The 12,359-nt window shown below is 70.2% G+C and carries 10 protein-coding genes; all 10 read left to right on the top strand.

Annotated elements, in window-relative coordinates; all coding sequences use genetic code 11:
- Positions 1-5: 5 nt before the first annotated feature.
- The 10 genes from ACY34M_RS01135 (at position 6) to ACY34M_RS01090 (ending at position 12,331) form a co-directional block, all read left to right on the top strand.
- Positions 6-1,940: an acetyl/propionyl/methylcrotonyl-CoA carboxylase subunit alpha gene (locus tag ACY34M_RS01135; protein ID WP_462719135.1), complete on the top strand. Its 1,935-nt coding sequence runs from the start codon at positions 6-8 to the stop codon at positions 1,938-1,940.
- Positions 1,937-2,896, top strand: a complete 960-nt coding sequence (locus ACY34M_RS01130) for a hydroxymethylglutaryl-CoA lyase (protein ID WP_462719134.1) — start codon at positions 1,937-1,939, stop codon at positions 2,894-2,896. Before ACY34M_RS01135 ends, ACY34M_RS01130 begins: the two co-directional genes overlap by 4 nt.
- 7 nt (positions 2,897-2,903) lie before the next feature.
- On the top strand, positions 2,904-4,064 hold the full coding sequence (locus ACY34M_RS01125; RefSeq protein WP_462719133.1) for an acyl-CoA dehydrogenase family protein: 1,161 nt from the start codon (positions 2,904-2,906) through the stop codon (positions 4,062-4,064).
- 167 nt (positions 4,065-4,231) lie between these two features.
- Positions 4,232-5,278, top strand: a complete 1,047-nt coding sequence (locus ACY34M_RS01120) for an ABC transporter substrate-binding protein (protein ID WP_462719132.1) — start codon at positions 4,232-4,234, stop codon at positions 5,276-5,278.
- Positions 5,279-5,282: 4 nt separating this feature from the next.
- Complete coding sequence (locus tag ACY34M_RS01115; protein ID WP_462719131.1) at positions 5,283-6,143, top strand: siderophore-interacting protein; 861 nt, start codon at positions 5,283-5,285, stop codon at positions 6,141-6,143.
- A gap of 180 nt (positions 6,144-6,323) precedes the next feature.
- Entirely contained in the window at positions 6,324-7,766 is a 1,443-nt protein-coding gene (gene desA / locus ACY34M_RS01110; RefSeq protein ID WP_462719130.1) for a lysine decarboxylase DesA, read from the top strand.
- The gene (locus ACY34M_RS01105) at positions 7,750-9,024 is read left to right on the top strand and encodes a lysine N(6)-hydroxylase/L-ornithine N(5)-oxygenase family protein (RefSeq protein WP_462719129.1); all 1,275 of its coding nucleotides are present in this window, start codon (positions 7,750-7,752) and stop codon (positions 9,022-9,024) included. The genes desA and ACY34M_RS01105 overlap by 17 nt, the downstream gene beginning before the upstream one ends.
- The gene (locus tag ACY34M_RS01100; RefSeq protein WP_462719128.1) at positions 9,021-9,590 is read left to right on the top strand and encodes a GNAT family N-acetyltransferase; all 570 of its coding nucleotides are present in this window, start codon (positions 9,021-9,023) and stop codon (positions 9,588-9,590) included. Before ACY34M_RS01105 ends, ACY34M_RS01100 begins: the two co-directional genes overlap by 4 nt.
- Entirely contained in the window at positions 9,587-11,362 is a 1,776-nt protein-coding gene (locus ACY34M_RS01095) for an IucA/IucC family protein (protein ID WP_462719127.1), read from the top strand. The genes ACY34M_RS01100 and ACY34M_RS01095 overlap by 4 nt, the downstream gene beginning before the upstream one ends.
- A gap of 78 nt (positions 11,363-11,440) precedes the next feature.
- Positions 11,441-12,331 (top strand): DUF4429 domain-containing protein, encoded by an 891-nt coding sequence (locus ACY34M_RS01090; protein ID WP_462719126.1) that lies wholly within the window; start codon positions 11,441-11,443, stop codon positions 12,329-12,331.
- The last annotated feature ends 28 nt before the right edge of the window (positions 12,332-12,359 follow it).

Genomic DNA, 12,359 nt, shown 5'->3' with positions numbered 1-12,359 from the left:
CAGACGTGTTCGAGACGGTACTTGTGGCCAACCGCGGAGAGATCGCGGTGCGTGTCATCCGTACGCTGCGGGCGCTCGGCATCCGCTCGGTGGCGGTGTACAGCGACGCCGACGCGGACGCGCGGCATGTCCGCGAGGCGGACGAGGCGGTGCGCATCGGCCCGCCGGCGGCCACCGAGAGCTACTTGGTGGCGGAGCGCCTCCTGGAGGCCGCGGCGGCGACCGGGGCGCAGGCGGTGCACCCCGGCTACGGATTCCTCGCGGAGAACGCGGCGTTCGCGCGGGCCTGCGAGGAGGCGGGCCTGGTCTTCATCGGCCCGCCCGCCGAGGCGATCGCGCTGATGGGCGACAAGATCCGCGCCAAGGAGACGGTGAGCGCGGCCGGGGTCCCGGTGGTGCCCGGCGGGCGTGATCCGGAACTGGCGGAGGCGGCGCGGAAGTTGGGCGCCCCGGTGCTGCTCAAGCCGAGCGCGGGCGGCGGCGGCAAGGGCATGCGCCTCGTCCGCGACCTGACCGTCCTGGAGGAGGAGATCGCGGCCGCCCGGCGCGAGGCGCGGGCCTCCTTCGGGGACGACACGCTCCTCGTGGAGCGCTGGATCGACCGGCCCCGGCACATCGAGATCCAGGTCCTGGCGGACGGCCACGGGAACGTGGTGCACCTCGGCGAGCGCGAGTGCTCCCTCCAGCGCCGCCACCAGAAGATCGTCGAAGAAGCGCCGTCCGTGCTGCTCGACGAGGCCACGCGCGCGGCGATGGGCGCGGCGGCCGTGGAGGCGGCGCGCTCCTGCGGCTACCGGGGCGCGGGCACGGTGGAGTTCATCGTGCCGGGCGAGGACCCGGCCGCGTACTGCTTCATGGAGATGAACACGCGGCTTCAGGTCGAGCACCCGGTGACCGAGCTGGTCACGGGCATCGACCTGGTCGAGTGGCAACTGCGGGTCGCGGCGGGCGAGCGCCTCGGCTTCGCCCAGGACGACATCGAGCTGACCGGCCACGCGGTGGAGGCGAGGCTCTGCGCCGAGGACCCGGCGCGCGGCTTCCTCCCCTCCGGCGGCACGGTCCTGGCGCTGAGCGAGCCCGAGGGCGAGGGCGTCCGCACGGACTCCGGCCTCACCGAGGGCACAGAGGTGTCCAGCCTCTACGACCCGATGCTCGCGAAGATCATCGCGTACGGCCCCGACCGGGACACGGCGCTGCGCAGACTGCGGGCGGCGCTCGGCAGGACGGTGACGCTCGGCGTGCCGACGAACGCCGGGTACCTGCGGCGCCTGCTCGCCCATCCGGACGTCGTGGCGGGCGAGTTGGACACGGGGCTCGTGGAGCGCGTGACGGACGAGCTGGTCGACGCGGAGGTCCCGCCGGAGGTGTACGCGGCGGCGGGCGTGCTGCGCCAGGAGCGGCTCGCCCCGGCCGCGACCGACGGCTGGACGGACCCGTTCGACCGGCCGAGCGGCTGGCGGCTCGGCGGGGAACCGGCGTGGACCGTGCACCCCTTGCGGGCCGCGGGCCACGATCCGGTCGAGGTCCGGGTGCGCGGCACGGAGGTCCTGGTGGACGGCGAGCCGGCCGTCCCCGCGCGGCTCACCGCGACCGCGGGCGACTGGCTGGCGCGCGACGGCGACGCCTGGCACGTGCGGGACCACGACCCGGTGGCGGCGAGCCTGACCGGGGCGGGGGCCGGCGGTGCGGGCTCCCTGACGGCGCCGATGCCCGGCACGGTGACCGTGGTGAAGGTGGCGGTGGGCGACGAAGTGGCCGCGGGCCAGAGCCTGCTGGTGGTGGAGGCGATGAAGATGGAGCACGTGATCACGTCCCCGCACGCGGGCACGGTGACGGAGCTGGACGTGGCGCCGGGGACGACGGTGGCGATGGACCAGGTCCTGGCCGTCGTGGCCCCCGAGGACGACGGTCCGGCCGACGGGGAGGGGACCGCGCGATGACCGCCGAACTCCCCATGGTCGTCCCCACCCAGGACCTCCCGGCCCGCGTCCGGATCCACGAGGTGGGCGCCCGCGACGGGCTGCAGAACGAGAAGCGGGCCGTGCCCACGGAGGTGAAGGCCGAGTTCATCCACCGCCTCGCGCGGTCCGGCCTCACGACCATCGAGGCCACGAGCTTCGTGCACCCCAAGTGGGTGCCCCAACTGGCCGACGCGGAGGACCTGTTCCCGCGGCTCCAGGACCTCGGGACCGGCGTCCACCTCCCGGTCCTCGTACCGAACGCGCGCGGCCTGGACCGGGCGCTGGCACTCGGCGCGAACCGCGTGGCCGTGTTCGCCAGCGCCACCGAGTCCTTCGCCAAGGCGAACCTGAACCGGACCGTGGCGGAGTCCCTCGCCGTGTTCGAGCCGGTCGTGGCGCGGGCCAAGGAGAACCGGGCGCACGTCCGCGGCTACCTCTCCATGTGCTTCGGCGACCCGTGGGAGGGCCCGGTCCCGGTCCATCAGGTCGTCTCGGTCGCCAAGTCCCTGATGGACATGGGCTGCGACGAGCTGAGCCTCGGCGACACGATCGGCGTGGCCACCCCCGGCCACGTACAGACGCTGCTCGCGGAGCTGAACGAGGAGGGCGTGCCGACGAACGTGATCGGCGTGCACTTCCACGATACGTACGGACAGGCGCTCGCCAACACCCTGGCGGCGCTGCAGCACGGCGTGACGACGGTGGACGCCTCCGCGGGCGGCCTCGGCGGCTGTCCGTACGCGAAGAGCGCCACCGGAAATCTCGCCACCGAGGACCTCGTCTGGATGCTGCGCGGGCTCGGCATCGAGACCGGGGTCGACCTCGGCCGTCTCACCGCCACCAGCAGGTGGATGGCCGGGCATCTGGGCCGACCGAGCCCGTCCCGCACCGTTTCCGCCCTCGCACCCGAGGCCGAGTCCGACCAGGAGCAGTGAGGCAGTCATGGATCACCACCTCTCCCCCGAGCACGAGGAACTGCGGCGCACCGTCGAGGAGTTCGCGCACGAGGTCGTCGCCCCGAAGATCGGCGACTTCTACGAGCGGCACGAGTTCCCCTACGAGATCGTCCGCGAGATGGGCCGCATGGGCCTGTTCGGACTGCCGTTCCCCGAGGAGTACGGCGGCATGGGCGGCGACTATCTGGCGCTCGGCATCGCCCTGGAGGAGCTGGCGCGCGTCGACTCCTCGGTCGCGATCACCCTGGAGGCCGGGGTCTCGCTCGGCGCGATGCCGCTGCACCTCTTCGGTACGGAGGAGCAGAAGCGGGAGTGGCTGCCGAAGCTGTGCGCGGGCGAGATGCTGGGCGCGTTCGGGCTGACCGAACCGGAGGCGGGCTCGGACGCGGGCGGCACCCGCACCACGGCCGTCCGGGACGAGGAGACCGGCGACTGGGTCATCAACGGCACGAAGTGCTTCATCACCAACTCCGGCACGGACATCACCGGCCTGGTGACGGTCACGGCGGTGACCGACCGCACCGCCGACGGCCGCCCGTCGATCTCCTCCATCATCGTGCCGTCCGGGACACCGGGCTTCACGGTGGCGGCCCCGTACTCGAAGGTGGGGTGGAACGCGTCGGACACGCGGGAGCTGCACTTCGACGACGTGCGGGTGCCCGCGGAGAACCTGCTGGGCACCGAGGGCCGGGGCTTCGCCCAGTTCCTGCGGATCCTCGACGAGGGGCGGATCGCGATCTCGGCCCTTGCCACCGGGCTCGCCCAGGGCTGCGTCGACGAGTCGGTGAAGTACGCGAAGGAGCGCCGGGCCTTCGGGCGCAGCATCGGCGGCTACCAGGCGATCCAGTTCAAGATCGCCGACATGGAGATGAAGGCGCACACGGCGCGGCTGGCCTGGCGGGACGCGGCGTCGCGGCTCGTCGCCGGAGAGCCGTTCAAGAAGGAGGCGGCGCTCGCGAAGCTCTACTCGTCGACGGTCGCGGTGGACAACGCGCGGGAGGCCACGCAGATCCACGGTGGGTACGGGTTCATGAACGAGTACCCGGTCGCCCGCATGTGGCGCGACTCCAAGATCCTGGAGATCGGCGAGGGCACGAGCGAGGTGCAGCGGATGCTGATCGCGCGGGAGCTGGGGTTGACCACCTGACGTGCGGTTGCGGTCGCGGGGCTCCGCCCCGGACCCCGCGCCTCAATCGCCGGCGGGGCTGATTTTTACTCGGCCCCACCCTCTGGACACGCCGGGAACTTAGGTTAACCTACCCTGAGTTTACGTCCCGTCCGGCCGACGCCCCGGCACGTCCGAAAGTAGTCCGCATGCGCAACGCCCGACTGTCCCGCCCCAGCCGCCGCGGCATCCTCGCCGCGACCGGCGCCATCGGTCTCGGAGCCGCGCTCGCCGCCTGTGGCGACGGTGGCTCCAAGGACGGGGGTTCGAGCTCGGCGGGTGCCGCGAAGAAGTCCGGCCCCTGGTCGTTCAAGGACGACCGCGGCAAGACCGTGAAGCTGGACAAGGTCCCGACGGACATCGTGGCCTTCACGGGCATGGCCGCCGCCCTCTACGACTACGGCGTCGAGGTCAAGGGCGTCTTCGGCCCGACCACGACGAAGGGCGGCAAGCCCGACGTGCAGGCCGGCGACATGCCCGTCGACAAGGTCACGGTCATCGGCAACGAGTGGGGCCAGTTCAACATCGAGAAGTACGCGGGCCTGTCCCCGCAGGTGCTGATCACCACGATCTTCGACGGCGCGGGCACCCTCTGGTACGTCCCCGAGGAGTCCGCCAAGAAGGTCGCCAAGCTCGCCCCGAGCGTCGGCATCTCCGTCTACGACCGGCAGCTCACCACGCCGCTCGAGCACGTCTACAAGCTGGCCGAGTCGCTCGGCGCGGACCTGAAGGACGACAAGGTCGTCAAGGCCAAGAAGCGCTTCGAGGACGCCGCGGCCCGGCTGCGCAAGGCCGCCAAGGCCAACCCCGACATCAAGGTGATGGCGGGCAGCGCGAGCCCCGACATCTTCTACGTCTCGGGCACGAACCTCTCCATCGACCTGGAGTACTTCAAGGCGCTCGGCGTGAACTTCGTGGAGCCCTCGGAGGCTTCGAAGAAGGCGTCCGGCGGCTGGTTCGAGAACCTGAGCTGGGAGAACGTCAACAAGCACAAGGCCGACATCATCATGATGGACGACCGCGCCCAGGCCATTCAGCCCGCCGACATCGACGAGCCGACCTGGAAGAAGCTGCCGGCCGTCAAGGCGGGACAGGTCATCGCCCGCTCCCCCGAGCCGATCCTCTCCTACGACAAGTGCGCTCCGATGCTGGAGAACCTCGCGAAGGCCATCGAGACGGCGAAGAAGGTGTCCTGATCCCATGACGACGACGGCCGAAGCCCCCGCTGTTGCCCCTTTCCGATTCTTCGATCTGCAAGTGGTCCGCACGCGGCGGCTCGGCCCGTCGCTCCTCAGGGTCACCTTCACCGGTCCCGACCTCGCCGACTTCCACGGCGGCGGCCGGGACCAGTCCCTCTCCCTCTTCCTGCCGCACCCGGGCCAGGACGCCCCCGTGCTCCCGCCGATCACCCCCGGCGACGACGGCCGCGGCTGGCACACGGCGTACCGGGCGATCCCGGACGACGAGCGCGCGATCATGCGCTCGTACACGCTGAGCGGCCAGCGCCGCTTCCCTGCGGAAGAGGTCGACATCGACTTCGTCCTGCACGACGACGACCCGGCGACCTCGGGTCCCGCCTGCCGCTGGGCCCGCGCCGCGGCCCCCGGAGACCGTGCCGTCGTGCTCGGCCCGGCGATCGCCGACAACGCCGCGGTGCGCTGCCAGCCACAGGACGACTTCGACCACATCCTCATGTGGGGCGACGAAACGGCCCTCCCGGCCGCGCTCGGCGTCCTCGCCTGGCTGCCCGAGCACGTCTCGGCGCACGTCTATCTGGAGGTCCCGCACCGCGAGGACATCCAGCCGATCATCACGCTCGCCGATGTCACCGTGACCTGGCTGGTTCGCGACGAGGGCGCCCCCTCGGCCGTCGACGCGGTGCGCGCCGCGCGGCTCCCGGAGGCCGCCAGTCCGTACGCCTGGCTGGCTGGCGAGTCCGGGACGATGAAGGAGATGCGGCGGCATCTCGTGCGGGAGCGCGGCTACGACAAGCGCGCGGTGACGTTCGTCGGGTACTGGCGGCGCGGCGTGAGCGAGGACGCGCTGCGCGCCGCCGCGTAAGCGCGGCACAGCCTCACAAACACCATAGGAACCAGCCCGTTTCGGCCCTTTCCGGCCATGAACAGGGGGCGGGGTCGCGGGCCAAAATTAGGTTAGGCTAACCTAATCCTCGGGTTCGCGACCTCGCCCTTTTTCCTGCCCCACCCGGGAACCACCTCACCCCACCCGGAGGAACCGTTCATGCGCTCGCACCTGCTCAATGACACCACCGCGGAGCTCTACCGCAGTTCCGTGACCGAGGGAGTCGAGCGGGTGGCGGCCAAACTCGCCACCACCACACGGCCGTTCACCGGTGTCACCCCCGACGCCCTCGCCCCCACCGTCGACGCCGTCGACCTGGACGAGCCCCTCAAGGACACCATCGCCGCCCTGGACGAGCTGGAGGACGTCTACCTCCGCGACGCCGTCTACTTCCACCACCCCCGCTATCTCGCCCACCTCAACTGCCCGGTCGTCATTCCCGCGGTGCTGGGCGAGGCGATCCTCGCCGCGGTCAACTCCTCGCTCGACACCTGGGACCAGTCCGCGGGCGGCACCCTCATCGAGCGCAAGCTCATCGACTGGACCACCGGGCGGATCGGCCTCGGCCCGGCCGCCGACGGCGTGTTCACCTCCGGCGGCTCGCAGTCCAACCTCCAGGCGCTGCTGCTGGCCCGCGAAGAGGCCAAGTCGAAGGACCTGGCCACACTCCGCGTCTTCGCCTCCGAGGTCAGCCACTTCAGCGTCAAGAAGTCCGCGACGCTGCTCGGCCTCGACCCGGACGCGGTCGTCTCCATCCCGGTCGACCGCGAGAAGCGCATGCAGACCGTGGCCCTCGCCGCCGAGCTTCAGCGCTGCCGGGAGAACGGCCTCGTCCCCATGGCCGTCGTCGCGACCGCCGGGACGACCGACTTCGGCTCCATCGACCCGCTGCCGGAGATCGCCGAGCTGTGCGCCCAGTACGACACCTGGATGCACGTGGATGCCGCGTACGGCTGCGGGCTGCTCGTGTCGAACAAGAACCGCGAGCGGCTCGGCGGCATCGAGCGCGCCGACTCGGTCACCGTCGACTACCACAAGTCGTTCTTCCAGCCCGTGAGTTCGAGCGCCATCCTGGTCCGCGACGGGGCCACGCTGCGGCACGCCACGTACCACGCCGAGTACCTCAACCCGCGCCGCACGGTCGCCGAGCGGATCCCCAACCAGGTCGACAAGTCCCTGCAGACCACGCGCCGCTTCGACGCGCTCAAGCTGTGGCTGACGCTGCGCGTGATGGGCGCCGAGGGCATCGGCGGCCTCTTCGACGAGGTCTGCGACCTGGCGTACGAGGGCTGGCAGCTGCTCGCCGCCGACCCGCGCTACGACGTGGTCGTGGAGCCGAGCCTGTCCACGCTCGTCTACCGCTACATCCCGGCCGACGTCACCGACCCGGCGGAGATCGACCGCGCCAACCTGCACGCCCGCAAAGCCCTGTTCGCCTCCGGTGACGCCGTCGTCGCGGGCACCAAGGTGGGCGAGCGCCAGTACCTGAAGTTCACCCTGCTCAACCCCGAGACGACGCTCGCCGACATCTCGGCCGTCCTCGACCTCATCGCCGGCCACGCCGAGCAGTACCTGGGAGACACCCTTGACCGCGCATCCTGACCGTTACGACTTCATCGGGATCGGCCTCGGCCCCTTCAACCTGGGCCTGGCCGCGCTCACCGAACCGATCGACGAACTCAACGGCCTGTTCATCGAGTCCAAGCCGGACTTCGAGTGGCACTCGGGCATGTTCCTCGACGGCGCCCACCTCCAGACCCCGTTCATGTCGGACCTGGTGACGCTCGCCGACCCCACCTCCCCGTACTCCTTCCTCAACTACCTGAAGGAATCGGGACGGCTGTACTCGTTCTACATCCGCGAGAACTTCTATCCGCTGCGCGTCGAGTACAACGACTACTGCCGCTGGACGGCCGCCAAGCTGTCCTCCATCCGCTTCTCGACGAGCGTCACCGAGGTCCGCTACGACGAGACGGCCGAGCTGTACGTCGTGCACACCGACAAGGGCGAGACGTACCGCGCCCGCCACCTGGTCCTCGGCACCGGCACCCCGCCGTACATCCCCGAGGCCTGCCAGGGCCTGGGCGGCGACGGGATGATCCACAACTCCCGCTACGTGCAGCACAAGGAGCAGCTCAAGAAGAAGAAGTCGATCACGCTGGTCGGCTCCGGGCAGTCCGCCGCCGAGATCTACTACGACCTCCTCAGCGAGATCGACGTGCACGACTACCGGCTGAACTGGGTGACGCGCTCGCCCCGCTTCTTCCCGCTGGAGTACACCAAGCTCACGCTGGAGATGACGTCCCCGGACTACATCGACTACTTCCACGCGCTGCCGGAGCAGACCCGCTACTCCCTGGAGGAGCGGCAGAAGGGCCTGTTCAAGGGCATCGACGGCGAGCTGATCGACGCCATCTTCGACCTGCTGTACCAGAAGGGCCTCGACGGCCCCGTGCCCACGCGCCTGCTCACCAACTCGGCGCTGCGCACGGCAAGCCACGAGGACGGCACGTACACCCTCGGCCTGCACCAGGAGGAGCAGGACAAGGAGTTCGAGCTCGAGACCGAGGGCCTGATCCTCGCCACCGGCTACAAGTACGCCACCCCCGCCTTCCTGGAGCCGGTCAAGGACCGTATCCGCTGGGACGGCCGGGGCCGCTACGACGTCGCCCGCAACTACTCGATCGACACCACGGGCCGCGGCATCTTCCTGCAGAACGCGGGCGTGCACACCCACTCGATCACCAGCCCCGACCTGGGCATGGGCGCCTACCGCAACAGTTACATCATCGGCGAGCTGCTCGGCACCGAGTACTACCCCGTCGAGAAGACCATCGCGTTCCAGGAGTTCGCAGCATGAGCACTACAAGCACCACGCACGGGACCTTGGGGAAACTGTCCCTCCGTCCCGTCGACCCGCACGCCGACGCCGAGCTGCTGCACCGCTGGGTCACCGACCCCAAGGCCGCCTTCTGGCTGATGCAGGAGGCGAAGCTCCAGGACGTCGAGCGCGAGTACATGTCCATCGCGGCGCACGAGCACCACGACGCCTTCCTCGGACTGCACGACGGTGAACCCGCCTTCCTGATGGAGCGCTACGACCCGCGCCACGTCGAGCTCGTCGGCCTGTACGAGCCCGAGCCCGGCGACATCGGCATGCACTTCCTCACCGCGCCCTCCGACGTGCGGATCCCCGGCTTCACCCGCGCCGTGATCACGACGGTGATGGAGCACCTCTTCGCCGACCCGTCGGTCGAGCGCGTGGTCGTCGAACCGGACGTACAGAACAAGGCAGTGCACGCCCTGAACGAGGCCGTCGGCTTCGTCCCCGAGCGTGAGATCGACAAGCCCGAGAAGAAGGCGCTGCTCAGCTTCTGCACGCGCGCCCAGTTCGAAGCGGCCACGGGAAGGACGACCGCAGCATGACCATCGCCGACGCCGCCACCCACCTCTCCCCCGAGCGCTGGACCGAGGCGGGCCGCCTCCTCATCCGCAAGGCCTTGGCCGAGTTCAGCCACGAGCGGCTCCTCATACCCGAGGCCGCACCGGGCCAGGACCGGTTCGCCGTGCTCAGCGACGACGGGCTGACCCGCTACGAGTTCACCGCGCGCCGACTGCGCCTCGACCACTGGCAGGTGTCCGCCGACTCGATCACCCGCCACCGGGACGGCGCGGAACTCCCGCTGAACGCCCTGGAGTTCTTCATCGAGATGAAGGACAGGCTGGGCCTGAGCGAGTCGGTCCTGCCGGTCTACCTGGAGGAGATCTCCTCCACGCTCTCCGGCACCTGCTTCAAGCTGACGAAGCCCCGGGTGACGTCCGCCGAACTCGCCGCCTCCGGCGACTTCCAGGCGATCGAGACGGGCATGACCGAGGGCCACCCCTGCTTCGTCGCCAACAACGGCCGGCTCGGCTTCGGCGTCCACGAGTACCTCTCGTACGCGCCGGAGACGGCGAGCCCCGTCCGGCTGATCTGGCTGGCGGCGACCCGCGAGCGCGCCGCGTTCACGGCCGGTGCGGGCATGGAGTACGAGTCGTTCCTCCGCGCCGAGCTGGGCCGGGCCACCCTGGACCGCTTCGACGGCGTGCTGCGCGACAAGGGCCTCGACCCGGCGGACTACCTGCTCATCCCCGCCCACCCGTGGCAGTGGTGGAACAAGCTGTCCGTCACGTTCGCCGCCGAGGTCGCCCAGCAGCACCTGGTGTGCCTGGGCGAGGGCGACGACGAGTACCTGGCGCAGCAGTCGATCCGCACGTTCTTCAACAAGAGCGAGCCCACGAAGCACTACGTGAAGACGGCCCTCTCCGTCATCAACATGGGCTTCATGCGCGGCCTTTCGGCGGCGTACATGGAGGCGACGCCGGCGATCAACGACTGGCTCGCCGGGCTCATCGAGAACGACGAGGTCCTCAAGGACACCGGCCTGACGATCATCCGCGAGTGCGCGGCCGTCGGCTACCGGCACCTGGAGTACGAGGCCGCCACCGACCGCTACTCGCCGTACCGCAAGATGCTGGCGGCGCTGTGGCGCGAGTCGCCGGTGAACTCGCTCGCCGACGGCGAGCGCCTGGCGACGATGGCCTCGCTGCTGCACGTGGACCGCGAGGGCAAGTCCTTCGCGGGCGCGCTCATCGAGCGCTCGGGCCTCACCCCCCGCGAGTGGCTGAAGCCCTACCTGAAGTCGTACCTCACCCCCCTCCTCCACAGCTTCTACGCCTACGACCTGGTGTTCATGCCGCACGGCGAGAACGTCATCCTGGTCCTGGACGAGCAGGGCGTCGTCAAGCGGTCGATCTTCAAGGACATCGCCGAGGAGATCGCGGTGATGGACATGGACGCGGTCCTGCCGCCCGCCGTGGAGCGCATCAAGGCCGAAGTCCCCGACGACATGAAGCTGCTCTCCATCTTCACGGACGTCTTCGACTGCTTCTTCCGCTTCCTCTCGGCGAACCTCGTCGAGGACGGCGTCGTGGACGAGGAGACGTTCTGGTCGGCGGTCGCGGAGTGCGTGCGCGACTACCAGGAGTCGATGCCCCAACTGGCCGAGAAGTTCGAGCGGTTCGACATGTTCGCCCCGAGCTTCTCGCTGTCCGCCCTGAACCGGCTCCAGCTGCGCAACAACGAGCAGATGGTCGACCTGGCGGACCCGTCGGGCGCCCTGCAGCTGGTGGGCGACCTGGAGAACCCCATCGCGTAACGGGGTCTGTCCGGTCCTACGGACCAGGGGCTCGGGAGACGGTCCTCCCGAGCCCCTTTCCCGTACGAGAATGTCGGCATGGCGGAAATCATCCAGCGCGACGGCACATGGACGTTTCTCGGGGACTCGCTGCGGCTGGTCCCGGGGCGGGACAAGAACGTGAACCTGCTCCGCAAGGCGCTGGGCGAGCTGACGGTGCCGCTGACGGCGCTCGCGGGCGCCTCCTTCGAACAGGGAAAGAAGACGGGCCGGCTGCGGCTGCGGCTGCGCGACGGCGCCGATCCGCTGATCCAGGCGACGGGCGGGAAGCTGACCGAGGGCGCGGACCCGTACCAGCTCACCGTCGAGTCGGACCGCTACGGCGTCGCCGAGTACTTCGTGGACGAGGTGCGCAACGCGCTGCTGCTCGACGAGGTGCCCACGTCGCCCTGCGACACGTATCTGCTGCCCGGGCCCGCCGTACCGCTGTCCTGCTCCGCCGGGGACGGCACGGCCAGCTTCGACGGCGAGCGGGTGCGCCTGGAGTGGAACTGGAAGACGGAGGACGCGAAGTCCTCCGCGGGCACGCGGGAGCTCGCGCTCGGCGACATCACGGCGGTCGAGTGGCAGCCGGCGCTCGGCCTGGAGAACGGCTGCCTCCGCTTCACCGTCCGCTCGTCCCCCACGAAGGCGCCGCCGAAGTACGACCCCAACTCCATCGAGCTGTGGGGCTTCAAGAAGGACTCGCTGATGGCCCTCGTCGCGGCAGCGGTCCAGGCGCGCCTCCCCCACGCGACCTCGACCCCCGCCCTGGAGAAGCCCCAGCCCGCCCCACTGCCCCCGGCGCCCGCGGAGGACGACCACGACGCCCTCCTCCGCCGCCTCCGCGAGCTGGGCGACCTCCACCGCGAGGGCGTCCTGACGGAGGAGGAGTTCACCTTGGCGAAGACAGCGATCCTGAAACGCCTTTCAAGCCCCGCCGGCGATTGAGGCGCGGGGTCCGGGGCAGAGCCCCGAG

The sequence above is a fragment of the Streptomyces sp. EDA2-14 genome (assembly GCF_054963755.1).
The sequence above is the reverse complement of the archived record's forward strand: the minus strand, read 5'-3'. Positions and strand labels throughout refer to the sequence as shown.